At 69.6% G+C, this 12,529-nt stretch carries 14 protein-coding genes and 1 tRNA gene; 9 read left to right on the top strand and 6 right to left on the bottom strand.

The genetic code is table 11. From position 1 onward, the window contains the following. Positions 1-2 precede the first annotated feature (2 nt). Complete coding sequence (locus ACTJJ4_RS15395) at positions 3-137, top strand: hypothetical protein (protein ID WP_292701203.1); 135 nt, start codon at positions 3-5, stop codon at positions 135-137. Position 138: 1 nt separating this feature from the next. Here ACTJJ4_RS15395 and ACTJJ4_RS15390 read toward each other — a convergent pair whose 3' ends face one another. The 3 genes from ACTJJ4_RS15390 to ACTJJ4_RS15380 are packed head-to-tail and all read right to left on the bottom strand — an operon-like array spanning position 139 to position 3,788. Continuing rightward, the gene (locus ACTJJ4_RS15390; protein ID WP_440944120.1) at positions 139-1,779 is read right to left on the bottom strand and encodes a DNA repair helicase XPB; all 1,641 of its coding nucleotides are present in this window, start codon (positions 1,777-1,779) and stop codon (positions 139-141) included. Positions 1,780-1,819: 40 nt separating this feature from the next. Then, a complete protein-coding gene (locus ACTJJ4_RS15385) occupies positions 1,820-3,505 on the bottom strand; it encodes a helicase-associated domain-containing protein (protein ID WP_440944119.1) in 1,686 nt (561 codons plus the stop codon). A 7-nt stretch (positions 3,506-3,512) separates the two neighbouring features. Next, on the bottom strand, positions 3,513-3,788 hold the full coding sequence (locus ACTJJ4_RS15380) for a multidrug ABC transporter ATPase (RefSeq protein WP_292701194.1): 276 nt from the start codon (positions 3,786-3,788) through the stop codon (positions 3,513-3,515). Between the two features lie 126 nt (positions 3,789-3,914). Between ACTJJ4_RS15380 and ACTJJ4_RS15375 the strand changes: the two genes are divergently transcribed. Both ACTJJ4_RS15375 and ACTJJ4_RS15370 read left to right on the top strand, forming a co-directional pair. Beyond that, complete coding sequence (locus ACTJJ4_RS15375) at positions 3,915-4,283, top strand: cold-shock protein (RefSeq protein ID WP_292701191.1); 369 nt, start codon at positions 3,915-3,917, stop codon at positions 4,281-4,283. Then, the gene (locus ACTJJ4_RS15370) at positions 4,267-4,854 is read left to right on the top strand and encodes a DUF3027 domain-containing protein (RefSeq protein ID WP_440944118.1); all 588 of its coding nucleotides are present in this window, start codon (positions 4,267-4,269) and stop codon (positions 4,852-4,854) included. Before ACTJJ4_RS15375 ends, ACTJJ4_RS15370 begins: the two co-directional genes overlap by 17 nt. 63 nt (positions 4,855-4,917) lie before the next feature. Here ACTJJ4_RS15370 and serC read toward each other — a convergent pair whose 3' ends face one another. Continuing rightward, complete coding sequence (serC, locus tag ACTJJ4_RS15365; RefSeq protein WP_440944117.1) at positions 4,918-6,024, bottom strand: phosphoserine transaminase; 1,107 nt, start codon at positions 6,022-6,024, stop codon at positions 4,918-4,920. Positions 6,025-6,124: 100 nt separating this feature from the next. On the opposite strand from serC, the gene ACTJJ4_RS15360 reads away from it, so the two are divergent. The 4 genes from ACTJJ4_RS15360 (at position 6,125) to ACTJJ4_RS15345 (ending at position 8,837) form a co-directional block, all read left to right on the top strand. After that, the gene (locus ACTJJ4_RS15360) at positions 6,125-6,826 is read left to right on the top strand and encodes a metal-dependent transcriptional regulator (protein WP_292701183.1); all 702 of its coding nucleotides are present in this window, start codon (positions 6,125-6,127) and stop codon (positions 6,824-6,826) included. A gap of 253 nt (positions 6,827-7,079) precedes the next feature. Then, entirely contained in the window at positions 7,080-7,916 is an 837-nt protein-coding gene (locus ACTJJ4_RS15355) for a M23 family metallopeptidase (protein ID WP_440944116.1), read from the top strand. A 308-nt stretch (positions 7,917-8,224) separates the two neighbouring features. Continuing rightward, entirely contained in the window at positions 8,225-8,722 is a 498-nt protein-coding gene (locus ACTJJ4_RS15350) for an HNH endonuclease (protein WP_285636480.1), read from the top strand. 41 nt (positions 8,723-8,763) lie between these two features. Further along, positions 8,764-8,837: transfer RNA gene (locus tag ACTJJ4_RS15345), tRNA-Arg, on the top strand. A gap of 261 nt (positions 8,838-9,098) precedes the next feature. On the opposite strand, the gene ACTJJ4_RS15340 is transcribed toward ACTJJ4_RS15345, so the two are convergent. Both ACTJJ4_RS15340 and ACTJJ4_RS15335 read right to left on the bottom strand, forming a co-directional pair. Continuing rightward, the gene (locus ACTJJ4_RS15340; protein ID WP_285636478.1) at positions 9,099-9,440 is read right to left on the bottom strand and encodes a histone-like nucleoid-structuring protein Lsr2; all 342 of its coding nucleotides are present in this window, start codon (positions 9,438-9,440) and stop codon (positions 9,099-9,101) included. Positions 9,441-9,517: 77 nt separating this feature from the next. Next, positions 9,518-10,366, bottom strand: a complete 849-nt coding sequence (locus ACTJJ4_RS15335) for a LuxR C-terminal-related transcriptional regulator (RefSeq protein ID WP_440944115.1) — start codon at positions 10,364-10,366, stop codon at positions 9,518-9,520. A 115-nt stretch (positions 10,367-10,481) separates the two neighbouring features. On the opposite strand from ACTJJ4_RS15335, the gene ACTJJ4_RS15330 reads away from it, so the two are divergent. Both ACTJJ4_RS15330 and ACTJJ4_RS15325 read left to right on the top strand, forming a co-directional pair. Beyond that, positions 10,482-10,829 carry a DUF485 domain-containing protein gene (locus tag ACTJJ4_RS15330; protein ID WP_440944171.1) on the top strand — a complete coding sequence of 116 codons (348 nt, stop codon included), beginning with the start codon at positions 10,482-10,484 and terminating at the stop codon, positions 10,827-10,829. Continuing rightward, positions 10,826-12,445 (top strand): solute symporter family protein, encoded by a 1,620-nt coding sequence (locus ACTJJ4_RS15325; RefSeq protein WP_440944114.1) that lies wholly within the window; start codon positions 10,826-10,828, stop codon positions 12,443-12,445. The genes ACTJJ4_RS15330 and ACTJJ4_RS15325 overlap by 4 nt, the downstream gene beginning before the upstream one ends. Positions 12,446-12,529: the final 84 nt, after the last annotated feature.

Genomic DNA, 12,529 nt, shown 5'->3' with positions numbered 1-12,529 from the left:
ACATGTCCGAGTTCGAGGGCGGCGACAGCGCCTGCTGGCTCTCGAAGGTGTGCCCGGAGTGCGGTGCACTGCTCGACGACCTGTCCTCGCCGTGCTGGCGATGCGGGCTGAGGCCCGGCGAGGAGCCGCGCGACTGACTCAGGCCGCCAGGTCGACGGCGTCCATGATCGTGTAGCTGTACCCCTGCTCGGCGAGGAACCGCTGCCGGTTCTGCGCGTAGTCCTGGTCGACCGTGTCGCGGGCGATCAGGGTGTAGAAGCTGGCGGTGTGGTTCGACTGCTTGGGACGCAGCAGGCGTCCCAGCCGCTGCGCCTCCTCCTGGCGGGAGCCGAACGAGCCCGAGACCTGGATCGCGACCGAGGCCTCCGGCAGGTCCACCGAGAAGTTCGCGACCTTCGACACGACCAGCAGCGAGATCTCGCCCTCGCGGAACTGCCGGTACAGCTCCTCGCGCTCGTCCACGGGGGTGGCACCGGTGATCTGCGGGGCGTTCAGCGCCTCGGACAGCTCCTCGAGCTGGTCGAGGTACTGTCCGATCACCAGGATCCGCTCGTCCGGGTGCTTGGCGATGAGCTCGCGCACGGCCGTGATCTTCGCAGGCGCGGATGCCGCGAGCCGGTACCGCTCGTCGTCCGTGGCCGCGGCGTACTCCAGCCGGTCGCTCGGCGGGAGGTCCACCCTCACCTCGTAGCAGGCGGCGGGGGAGATGAAGCCCTGCGCCTCGATCTGCTTCCAGGGGGCGTCGAACCGCTTGGGGCCGATGAGACTGAACACGTCGCCCTCGCGGCCGTCCTCGCGCACCAGGGTCGCGGTCAGGCCGATGCGGCGACGCGCCTGCAGGTCGGCGGTGAGCTTGAACACCGGCGCCGGCAGCAGGTGCACCTCGTCGTAGACGATGAGTCCCCAGTCCAGGGCATCCAGAAGAGCGAGGTGCGCGTACTGGCCCTTCCGCTTGGCGGTGAGGATCTGGTAGGTCGCGATGGTGACCGGCTTGACCTCCTTGGCCTGACCGGAGTACTCGCCGATCTCGTCCGGGGTGAGCGAGGTGCGCTTCAGCAGCTCGTCGCGCCACTGGCGCGCCGAGACGGTGTTGGTCACCAGGATCAGCGTCGTCGTGCCGGTCGCGGCCATCGCGCCTGCGCCGACGATCGTCTTGCCCGCGCCGCAGGGGAGGACGACCACTCCGGAGCCCTCGTGCGCGAACGCGTCGACGGCCTGCCGCTGGTACGGACGCATCGCCCAGCCGTCCTCCGCCAGTTCGATCTCATGCGGGGTCCCGGGGGTGTAGCCCGCGAGATCCTCGGCGGGCCAGCCGATCTTCAGCAGCTCCTGCTTGATCTGGCCACGTGCCCAGGCGTCGATCGCATAGCTCTGCGGGGTCGGGTGACCGATCAGCAGCGGCTGGATGCGCTTGTTGCCCGCCACCTGGGTGAGCACGGCCTGGTCGTCGGAGCGCAGGATCAGGGCGCCCTCGTCGTCCCGCTCGATCACGAGACGGCCGTAGCGGTCCACGGTCTCACGCAGGTCGACCGACACTGACGGCGGCACCGGGAAGCGGGACCAGCGGTCCAGGGTATCCAGCATGTCGTCGGCCGTGTGGCCGGCCGCGCGGGCGTTCCACAGCCCCAGTCGGGTGATCCGGTAGGTGTGGATGTGCTCGGGGGCGCGCTCCAGCTCCGCGAAGATCGCCAGCTCATGACGCGCGGTCTCGGCATCGGCGTGCGCGACCTCGAGCAGCACGGTGCGGTCGCTCTGGACGATCAGGGGGCCATCAGACATAGCAGACCAGTCTACCGGCGACGTCCGGGAGGGGCTCGGCTCAGCTCTCGAGCACCCGCACCGAGCGGATGCTGCGCACCGGCAGCGTCCGCTCGACATCGGCGGCGTGGTCGCGACCGCGCAGGCGCCCGCCGCCGATCCCGGATGCCTCCAGGGTCAGCTCCCGGCTCGAACCGTCCGGCATGGCGACCTCGACGAGCATGAGCGCGCGGGCGCGGACGGCGGCCTCCAGCTCGCGGTCCAGCCACGCGGCATCCGCGTCCGGGCCGCGGTGCGCCCGAAGGCGAGCGATGAGCGTCGCGTACGTCGGAGGCTCCGCCGGTGCGGTCGGTGCGACCCGGCGGCGCAGCGCCGCCACCGTCGCGCCTTCGCGGTCCACCAGTGTCGCCGGATAGCGGGCATCCGCCAGCGCCCAGGCGACGGTCTCCGCGCTGACGCGCGAGACCAGCCGGTCGCCGTCGCGGACCAGGCCCATCGGACGCAGATTGCGGTCGACCTCGATGGCCTGCAGCAGGTTCTCATCCGTGCTCGACACGGCGGTGCCACCGGTGGCGTCCGGGCCGACCCTGACCAGTCCGTGCCGCGCCGCGGCCTGCGCGACCAGGTACTCGAGCGGCTGCGGGAGACCGGTGAGCGAGATCTCCCGCAGGAACGACAGGATGCTCTGCTCGGTCTCGCCGTCGACGAGCGCGCCGGCCACCGAATCGGCGGTGAACCGGTACGACGACGTCTGCGCGCCGGACTCGTGCTCGGTCATGCCGCGCAGGCGATTGTCGAGGGCGGGCTGCAGCGGCCCCGGCGCGATGGCGGTCAGGTCGTTCTGCAGGAACAGCCGATCCACCTCGGTGGGCAGCAGCACCCCGAGGTCCGCGGTGTCCGGCTCGGCGCCCTCGCGCAATCGCCGCGCCCAGGCGGGCTCCGCGTCGTCGGGCGTGCGCAGACCGAGCAGAGTCGCCAGGTGCCGGAGGGCGCCCGCTCGCGCCGGCCAGGCCTCGTCCCAGGGGTGGGCGTCGGCCCACATCCCGACGGGCAGCCATCCGCCCCCTGAGCGGATGCCCGCGGGCAGGGCCCTGCGGAAACCGTCGGCCAGCATGCTCCAGCGCTCCGCGAACGACGAGTCCAGCCAGCGCTCGGCGGCGGCGGTCACACGGAACTCCCGGTCGACGGCGTGCGCGAGCCCGGTCAGGTCGGCGATCTCGCGCAGCTCGTCCGGATCATCGCCGGGGGCGAACCTGCGCTTCTCCGTGGCGCTCAGCGCGCCGGTGGCGACCAGCGCCAGCGGCGTGGTCCTGGCGGCCAGCAGCAGGTCGGCCAGGGCGCCCACGGTCGTGAACGCGCGCTCTGCGGCGCGGGCCGACGCGGCGGCGGATGCCGGGTTCTCCTCGGCCGGATCGAGTTCCGGCACCGGAGGGTGCGCGGTCACCGCCGCAGCGACCGGCGGCGGGACCCGGCCTCCGTCGTCGACGAGACCTCGTTCGGCGAGCATCGTCAGCTCGCCGGCATCCGCCTCGCCCGCGACGGCGGCCCTCAGGGAGCGCGCCTCGGCCCGGGTGAGCGCCGCGAGTCCGCGCTCGATCGAGCCCGGCTCGAGCAGTGCCTCCGCGGCGTCGAAGAAGTCCGACCACTCGGCGTCGGGGCGCACCGCACGGCTGCGCAGCAGCTCGGCCAGCCGCGCATCGCTCACCGCGGCCAGCCTGTCGGCCAGCGGGCGCGCGTGGGTGCTCATGCTCGGCTCAGCGGCGCGTGTTCGCGCGTCCCCTGCGGATGAAGGTGATGATCAGCAGCGTGATGATCATCAGGAACGCGACGGGGAGTCCGTAGAGCGGCAGCGCCGCGATGAAGGGCCAGGCGCCCTGGCCGAAGTCCTTCTGCTGCATGCCGGTGGCGGTGCCGATGGGGATCGCGAAGAAGCAGATGATGGACGCCGCGGTCAGCGCCAGGGCCGTGTATGCCAGGATGCGATCGAGCAGACCGTTTGAGGTGCCGCTGCTGTCGTCGTGCGTGCTCATCACACTCCAGCGTATCGCCTGGGCGGTTGCGCGGGATCGAGCGTCCGCATCGGGTGCACGGGTAGGCTGGAGGGGTCGCGCCGCCGCGCGACGATTCATGACAGCGACACTCAGCGAGGTTCTCCCATGCCCACCGGCAAGGTCAGGTTCTACGACGACGAGAAGGGGTTCGGCTTCATCGCATCCGATGACGGCCAGGACGTCTTCCTGCACGCCTCTGCCCTTCCTGCAGGCGTCTCCGTGAAGAAGAACTCCCGCGTGGAGTTCGGTCTCGCCGACGGCCGCCGCGGCCCGCAGGCCCTCTCCGTGCGCGTGCTGGACGCACCGCCGGCGCGAGCGAAGACTCCGCGCGCGAACGCCCATGACATGGCCGTGATCATCGAGGACCTGATGAAGATGCTCGATGACGCGAGCGCTGACCTGCGCCACGGCCGTCCCACCAGCCGGGCTCTGCCCGCCGTGCTCCGCAAGGTCGCTGATGACCTCGACGCCTGACGAACTCGCCTCGGCTGCGCGGGAGCTCGCGCTCGCCGCACTGCACGAGATCACCCCGGCCTCCACAGTGGGCCCGGCGGCGGGTCACTCCGTCGAGGAGAGCGGCGCGGTCTCGCTGCGCTTCGAGAACCGCCTCCCCGGATACCCGGGCTGGTACTGGACGGTCTCGGTCGCTCAGGTCGACGGCGAGGAGCCGACGGTGCTCGAGGTCGAACTGATGCCCGGCGAGAGCGCCCTCCTGGCGCCGGACTGGGTGCCGTGGGCCGAGCGGCTGGCCGAGTACCGCGCTCACCAGGCGGAGCTCGCCGAGCAGGCGGCCGCCGCCGGTGACGACGCTGACGAGGACTCCGACGACTCCGACGAGTCCGATGACGAGGAATCCGACGAGTCCGACGAGGACGAGGACGACGACCACGAGGAGAGCGACCTGCTGCACGCGGGTGACCTCGACGGCGTCGACATCGATGAGCTCGACGCGGACGCCGAGGCATCCGACGAGGACGACGACGACCCCGAGGACGACTCGGAGGACGAGGACGAGGACGGTGACGACTCCGACGAGGAGGAGTGACCCCGGGAACGGAGAACGCCCGCACGACCTGACGGTCGGTGCGGGCGTTCCGTGCTCCGGGGCTCAGCCCTGGTGCTCGAGCACGAACTCGATCGAGCGGATCAGCTGACGCACGTCGTCGGGTTCGATCGACACGAACGTCGCGATGCGCAGCTGGTTGCGGCCGAGCTTGCGGTAGGGCTCGGTGTCGACGATGCCGTTGGCGCGCAGCGTCTTGGCGATGGCCGCCGCGTCGACGCCGTCGAAGTCGATGGTCGCGACGACGGGGGAGCGGTGAGCCGGGTCGACGACGAACGGGGTGGTGACCGACGTCGCCTCCGCCCAGTCGTACAGGAGGCCGGACGACTCGGCCGTGCGGGCGGCCGCCCACTCCAGTCCGCCGTGGTTCAGGATCCATGCGAGCTGGCTGTCCAGCAGGTGCAGGGTGGTGAGCGCCGGAGTGTTCAGGGTCTGGCTCAGTCGCGAGTTGTCCAGCGCGTTCTTCAGGCTGAGGAACTCCGGGATGTACCGGCCGGATGCTGCGACGCGCTCGATGCGCTCGATGGCGGCGGGGGAGACGGCGGCGAACCACAGGCCGCCGTCGGAGCCGAGGTTCTTCTGCGGCGCGAAGTAGTAGACATCGGCCTGCGTCACATCGAAGTCGATGCCGCCGGCGGCGCTGGTGGCGTCGATCACGGTCAGCGCGCCCTCTGCGGCGACGCGCTGCACGGGGGCGGCCACGCCGGTGGAGGTCTCGTTGTGCGGCCAGGCGTAGACGTCGATGCCCTCGACGACCTCGGCCGAGGTCAGCGACCCGGGCTCCGCGTTGCGCACATCGGGCGCCTCCAGCCACGGCGCCGCAGCCGCCTTGGCGAACTTGCCGCCGAACTCGCCGAACACCAGGTTCTGGCTGCGGCGCTCGATCAGCCCGAAGGCCGCGGCGTCCCAGAACGCGGTGGATCCGCCGTTGCCGAGGATGATCTCGTATCCGTCGGGAAGGCGGAACAAGGTGGAGAGGCGCTCACGCGCGCTCGCGACCAGGTTCTTGACGGGCAGCTGGCGGTGGGACGTGCCCAGCAGACTCTCTCCGACCGAGGCGAGCGCCTCGACCTGCGCGGCGCGCACTTTGGACGGACCGCAGCCGAAGCGTCCGTCGACGGGCAGGAGTTCTCGGGGGATCTCGATCGCCATGGGTCGATTGTAGGGCGGTATCCGGTGCCCTCCCATCCGCATGACGGCGACGAGCTCCTGCGAAAAGGTAGGCTTGCCTAAGAACCTCCGGAGGGCCCGCATGACCGATCTGATCGACACGACCGAGATGTATCTCCGCACCATCCTCGAACTCGAGGAGGAGAACATCGTGCCTCTGCGCGCCCGCATCTCCGAGCGCCTCGGGCACTCCGGCCCCACCGTGTCGCAGACCGTGGGTCGCATGGAGCGCGATGGCCTCGTGGTCGTCTCCGAGGACCGGCGGCTCGAGCTCACGGATGCCGGCCGCCGCAAGGCCGTCGACGTCATGCGCAAGCATCGCCTCGCCGAGCGGCTGCTCTCCGACGTGATCGGCCTCGACTGGGCGTACGTGCACGATGAGGCCTGCCGCTGGGAGCACGTCATGAGCGAGCAGGTCGAGCGCCGTCTCGTGGAGCTGCTCGGACACCCGACGGAGTCGCCGTACGGCAACCCGATCCCCGGACTCGACCAGCTCGGCGACGTCCCGACGCGCTCCTTCGACGACGGAGTCATCGGACTGGTCAAGAAGCTGGACGCCGCGGGAGAGCCGATCGAGGGCACCGTCCGACGCCTCGCCGAGCCCGCTCAGGTGGATCCCGAGCTGCTCGAGCAGCTGCGCGACGCCGGTGTCGTCCCGGGCGCCCGAGGGGACTACCGGTACAACGAGGGCTACGTCCTGATCCGCATGGAGGGCCGGGAAGAGGGTCTGGAACTGCCGGTCGAGCTGGCGTCGCACATCTTCCTGGTCGGCGGAAACGCCTGATCGGAGGTTCTTTCTCCGTCCGCCCGGCGGATTGCCAGGTTCGGAGGGTGACAGAATCGTTATCTTCCGGTAACGTCGATGGGGTCGCCGACGAAGAAGCCCGTCGGCGACGATCACGGGGATCGCCTCCCTGGCTCGTCGTCCCCGTGAGCAGTTCGCACAACGTGCCGTGTGACATACGTGCCCGAGAATCGACATTGCTGACGAGCCTGCGCTAGCCCGAATGAGCGCGGAGGCGCAGGAGGAATCCCTTTTGGCCGAAGACATCGCCACGACCGACGCAGCTGAAGACCCGAAGAAGAGCAGGAAGGTGCGAGGACGCGCCGCCAGCCGCACAGGCACCCGCTCCAGCGTGAAGCCCATGCGCACTGTCGCGATCTTCGCGGCCGTCGGTGCTCTCGTCGCCGCCGTCGCACTTCCCGCCTATGCAGCGACCGGCGGCACGTCCGCCAAGTCCGGTGCCGCGACCCTTCAGCAGATGGCCGCCGACGACGCGCAGTCGCTCGTCGTGGCATCCGAGGCCACCACGGCCCCGCTCGATCGCGGCACCTACTCCGCGACCACGCCCGACGAGATCGCGAAGAAGAAGGCCGAGGAGGCCGCCAAGCAGCGCGCCGCCGCCGCGGCCGCCGCACGCACCGCAGGTGCCGGCGGCCGGCTGAGCGACGCCGACCTGCGACTGGTCGCGGCCGGCTCCGGTGAGGTGCGCTACCCGCTGCCGCAGGGCTCGTACTATGTCAGCCGCACGGTCGGCAGCGGCCACAACGGCGCCGACATGGTCGCGCCGGCCGGCACCCCGATCTTCGCCGCCGCGGGCGGTGTCGTGCGCGTCTCGTCCGAGAGCTACTTCGGCTACGGCGTCGCGATCGTCATCGACTCGGTGGTCGGCGGTCAGCGCGTCTCCACGCTCTACGGCCACATGACGAACGGCACGCGCGCCGTCTCGGCGGGCCAGACCGTCCAGCCCGGACAGTTCATCGGCAAGGTCGGGAACACCGGTCGCTCCTACGGCGCCCACCTGCACTTCGAGGTGCACGTGAACGGCTCGCTCGTCGAGCCGATCTCCTGGCTGCGAGCGAACGCGGGCTGATCCGACACGTCGCCGTCCGTCTGAGCGCCGTTCCCGCGCTGTTCAGACGGATGGGCTAGCCTGTACCCGTCGTCGTACGGACGGGAGAAGCCGATGGAGCAGTTACCGAGCATCCGAACCATGGATGCGCTCGGTCGTCTGGTCCTTCGGCATCGTCCGCAGGGACGGCTCGACACCGTCGAGCGTGGAAGGCGCTGTCTGTAAGGCAGCGCCTTTTCTCATCCCTGCGACCGCCTGCTGTCCGCGCGGCGTCGTGTGAGTCGAGAGCGCCGGGAAGCCATCCCGGCCGGATCGAGAGGATGACGACGATGCGCACACTGGTCCTGAACGCCGGATACGAACCCCTCACCGTGGTCTCGTTCAAGAGAGCCATGGTGCTCGTGATGAACGACAAGGCCAGCGTGATCGAGCACGTGGAGGGCGATCCCGTCTGGGCGGGGCGCAACGCGTACGATCGGCCGGTCGTGATCCTGCTCACCCGCTACGTGCGCGTGCCGTCGTCGAGGAGGGTTCCCGTCACGCGGCGGGGCGTGCTGCGCCGGGACGACCACCGCTGCGGCTACTGCGGGCGGAGTGCGTCGACGATCGACCACATCCTGCCGCGCTCGCGCGGAGGGGCGGACAGCTGGGAGAACCTCGTCGCCTGCTGCCTGAAGTGCAACAACATCAAGAGCGACCGCACCCCGCAGGAGATGGGCTGGGAGCTGCGGATGACGCCGCGTCCGCCTCACGGCACGGCCTGGACCGTGCGCGGCGGTGAGCGCGGCGACCCGCGCTGGGAGCCGTACCTCGCGCTCGCGGCGTAGGTGCCGGGATGCCCGCCTTCGCTCGGCTAGACTTGCCGGGCGCCCTCGTAGCTCAGTCGGATAGAGCGGCCCTCTCCTAAAGGGCAGGTCGCAGGTTCGAATCCTGTCGAGGGCACGACGACGAAGGACGCCGCCCGGAGGGCGGCGTCCTTCGTCGTCCAGTCCCCTCGACAGAGGGGCCCCGCCGGGCTGAGAGGCTCCGCGCGCCGCCTCTTCTTTCCGACCCGACCCGATCTCTGGATCGAGCGGCGCGTGGAGTGCCCGGTGGGGACGCGAGGGCACGCCGGCCGGAGGAGGGCACGTCCCACCTTCCGCGAGGGCACGCATGGTGAAGGCCGATGCTCCGAAGAGCATCGGCCTTCACCGCGTTCGGATGTCAGTGCGCCGCGCGGTATGCATCCATGACGTCCGCGGCGATGCGACCCCGCTCGGAGACCTTCAGGCCCTGGGCCTTGGCCCACTCGCGGATCTCACCGACCTCGGAGTCTCGCGACGCCCGGCGGCGCGGTGCGGCGGCGCGGGCGGTTCCGGCCGAGGCGCGGCGCCCGGCCTTGATGTACGGGTCGAGAGCCGCACGCAGCTCCTCCGCGTGGGAATTCGTCAGGTCGATCTCGTACGCCACGCCGTTCAGGGAGAAATGGACGGTCTCGCCCTCCCCGACCTCCAGCAGCGTGCCATCGATATCGTCAACGAGCTGATGCACAATTCTTCGAGCCATGGGAAGAACAATAAGTGCGATATTCCGCCCTGGCAAGAATGCGCGCGGGAAATCCCCGCGAATTCATTTCGGAAATATCAGGGGAGAAGGCCCGCGCGGCGGGCGCGCGCCACCGCGGAATGGCGGGTGGAGGCATCCAGCTTCGACATCGCCGTGCCCAGGTACGCCTTGACGGTGCCTTCGCGCAGCCCGAGCTGGGCGGCGATCTCGGAATTCGTGGAACCCACCGCGGCGCACGCTAGCACGTCCAATTCGCGCGGGGAGAGATGCACGGTGGGAATTGTCCCGGTGGTGGCTGACTGCTCGGGCTCGACGAATCCCATCAGACGGCGTTCGACGGCGGCGATTCGGTCGCGCAGGGCCTCGTCGGTGATTCCGGCGGCGATGCTGCGGAGCTCCGCGAAGCTCTCCCTGAGCTCCTCGCGCTGCGGCGTCGCCAGAGCAGGTGCGGGTGCGGACTCGCGCAGCCGCCGGTCGACCTCGTCCCGGATGCGCAGTTCGGTGGCGATGCGCTGAGCGACGCTCATGGCCGGCGCCGTCGTCACGCCTCCGACCTCGGACTCCTCCCATGCGCCGGCGTACAGCACTCCGCGCGGGCGCCCCTCGACGATGATGGGAAGGGCGAGCAGCGTGCGCAGCCCCTCGCCCAGCACGAACACGTCGTAGTCGTGCGTGATCTGCTGCGAGGCGCGGTAGTTGTTCGTCATGCGGGGGCGGAGCTCGATCATCGCGCGCCCGCCGAGTCCGCGCTCCGGGCGCACCTGCAGTCCGTCCAGGTGGCGCGTGCGATTGCCGACGATCGTCGTGACCGCGACCTCGCCGTCCTCGATCAGGCCGCCGAACGCGACCGGGAAGCGCGTGCGCCGGGCGAGCTCGCGTACGCCGTCGGCGACGAGCTCCTCTGCGGATCCGATCTGCGCGCTCATTCTCAGCAAGTACCAACTTTCGGGGGTGACCGCTGCGTCCTCCCCTTTCGTAGCGTCGACGATACCACCCACGTGACGCCGTCACGTGGCATCGGACATGTGGCAAGGAGGCCTCATGACAGATCGGATCGACGAAGAATCAGGCGTGGGCATCGATTACGTCGCGGTCGAGGAATCGCAGCGGTTCCAAGGGCTGAAGAGGATGCAGCGGTCATTCATCTTCCCTCTCGCGGTGTTCTTCCTGCTCTGGTATTTCGCATATGTGCTGCTCGCCGCGTTCGCGGTGGATTTCATGAGCCAGCGGGTGTGGGGTGACATCACCGTGGGCCTGCTCTTCGGACTGGGGCAATTCGTGACCACGTTCGTGATCACCATGTGGTACGTCTCATTCGCCAACCGGAAGCTCGACCCCGTGGCGACAGAGATCCGCGAAGAGCTCGAGAAGGCGGAGGCCGGCGCATGAACGTGACACCCATGGCCGCGGAAGCCGTGAAGAACGACCCCGTCCTGAACATCGCCATCTTCGCGGCGTTCGTCGCAGTGACGCTGTTCATCGTGATCCGTGCGAGCCGCAACAACAAGACCGCCGCCGACTACTACGCGGCCGGACGCTCGTTCAGCGGAACGCAGAACGGCTTCGCGATCGCCGGCGACTATCTCTCGGCAGCATCCTTCCTCGGCATCTGCGGTGCCATCGCGGTCAACGGCTACGACGGCTTCCTCTACTCCATCGGATTCCTGGTGGCCTGGCTGGTCGCGCTGCTGCTGGTCGCCGAGATGATGCGGAACACCGGCAAGTTCACCATGGCGGATGTGCTCTCGTTCCGCCTCAAGCAGCGGCCGGTGCGCATGGCCGCCGCGATCACGACCCTCGCGGTCTGCTTCTTCTATCTGCTCGCGCAGATGTCGGGCGCCGGCGGCCTGGTGTCGCTGCTGCTCGGCATCGACAGCAAGGTCGGCCAGTCGATCGTGATCGCGATCGTCGGCGTGCTGATGATCATCTACGTGCTGATCGGCGGCATGAAGGGCACCACCTGGGTGCAGATCGTGAAGGCCGGCCTGCTGATCGCCGGTGCCCTCGCCATGACGGTGTGGGTGCTCGCGCTGCACGGGTTCAGCCTGAACAACCTGCTCCAGGATGCGGTGGCCAACGCCCCGCAGGGAGACAAGATCCTCGGCCCGGGCCTGAAGTACGGTGCGAACCCCCTGGACTTCCTCTCCCTCGGCATGGCGCTGGTGCTCGGCACCGCCGGTCTGCCGCACGTGCTGATGCGGTTCTACACGGTGCCGACGGCCAAGGAGGCGCGCAAGTCCGTGGTGTGGGCGATCTGGCTCATCGGCGGTTTCTACCTGCTGAGCCTGGTGCTCGGCTACGGTGCCGGCGCGCTGGTGGGACCGGAGGCCATCATCAAGGCTCCCGGTGGCGTGAACTCCGCCGCACCGCTGCTCGCACAGGCGCTCGGCGGTCCGCTGCTGATGGGCTTCATCTCGGCGGTCGCGTTCGCGACGATCCTCGCGGTCGTCGCGGGTCTGACCATCACGGCGGCGGCATCGTTCGCGCACGACATCTACTCCAACGTGATCCGGCGCGGCAAGGACGGCACGGGCGAGTCCGACGCCGCCGGCGAGGTCAAGGTCGCGCGCCGCACGGTCATCGTGATCGGCATCCTGGCGATCGTCGGCGGCATCGGAGCACAGGGCCAGAACATCGCGTTCCTGGTCGCGCTGGCATTCGCCATCGCAGCATCCGCCAACCTGCCGACGATCCTCTACTCGCTGTTCTGGAAGAGGTTCAACACGCGCGGTGCGGTATGGAGCATGTACGGCGGCCTGATCGTGGCGGTCGCGCTCATCGTGATCTCGCCGGTCTTCTCGGGAAGCCCGACCGCGATGATCCCGGGCATCGACATCGTCATCTTCCCGCTGGAGAACCCCGGCATCATCTCGATCCCGGCGGGCTTCCTGCTCGGCTGGATCGGCACGGTGACCGCGAGGACCGCGGAGTCGCGCGCCCTCGCCGCGGAGATGGAGGTGCGCTCGCTCACCGGCTTCGGCGCCGAGAAGGCGGTCGAGCACTAGCGACCACTCGGATCGTTCCCCAGTGCGATCCGAGCGTCCCCAGGAGCGGGGGCCAGGGGGCCACCAGCCGGGGGCATCTTCTTT

It is taken from the genome of Microbacterium sp. 22195, from assembly GCF_052056515.1.
GTDB lineage: Bacteria > Actinomycetota > Actinomycetes > Actinomycetales > Microbacteriaceae > Microbacterium.
The sequence above is the reverse complement of the archived record's forward strand: the minus strand, read 5'-3'. Positions and strand labels throughout refer to the sequence as shown.

Excerpts from the sequence above, each read along its gene's own strand:
- ACTJJ4_RS15395 (WP_292701203.1), top strand. The coding sequence starts at position 3 with ATGTCCGAGTTCGAGGGCGGCGACAGCGCCTGCTGGCTCTCGAAGGTG.
- ACTJJ4_RS15390 (WP_440944120.1), bottom strand. The coding sequence starts at position 1,779 with ATGTCTGATGGCCCCCTGATCGTCCAGAGCGACCGCACCGTGCTGCTC.
- ACTJJ4_RS15385 (WP_440944119.1), bottom strand. The coding sequence starts at position 3,505 with ATGAGCACCCACGCGCGCCCGCTGGCCGACAGGCTGGCCGCGGTGAGC.
- ACTJJ4_RS15380 (WP_292701194.1), bottom strand. The coding sequence starts at position 3,788 with ATGAGCACGCACGACGACAGCAGCGGCACCTCAAACGGTCTGCTCGAT.
- ACTJJ4_RS15375 (WP_292701191.1), top strand. The coding sequence starts at position 3,915 with ATGCCCACCGGCAAGGTCAGGTTCTACGACGACGAGAAGGGGTTCGGC.
- ACTJJ4_RS15370 (WP_440944118.1), top strand. The coding sequence starts at position 4,267 with ATGACCTCGACGCCTGACGAACTCGCCTCGGCTGCGCGGGAGCTCGCG.
- serC (WP_440944117.1), bottom strand. The coding sequence starts at position 6,024 with ATGGCGATCGAGATCCCCCGAGAACTCCTGCCCGTCGACGGACGCTTC.
- ACTJJ4_RS15360 (WP_292701183.1), top strand. The coding sequence starts at position 6,125 with ATGACCGATCTGATCGACACGACCGAGATGTATCTCCGCACCATCCTC.
- ACTJJ4_RS15350 (WP_285636480.1), top strand. The coding sequence starts at position 8,225 with ATGCGCACACTGGTCCTGAACGCCGGATACGAACCCCTCACCGTGGTC.
- ACTJJ4_RS15340 (WP_285636478.1), bottom strand. The coding sequence starts at position 9,440 with ATGGCTCGAAGAATTGTGCATCAGCTCGTTGACGATATCGATGGCACG.
- ACTJJ4_RS15335 (WP_440944115.1), bottom strand. The coding sequence starts at position 10,366 with ATGAGCGCGCAGATCGGATCCGCAGAGGAGCTCGTCGCCGACGGCGTA.
- ACTJJ4_RS15330 (WP_440944171.1), top strand. The coding sequence starts at position 10,482 with ATGACAGATCGGATCGACGAAGAATCAGGCGTGGGCATCGATTACGTC.
- ACTJJ4_RS15325 (WP_440944114.1), top strand. The coding sequence starts at position 10,826 with ATGAACGTGACACCCATGGCCGCGGAAGCCGTGAAGAACGACCCCGTC.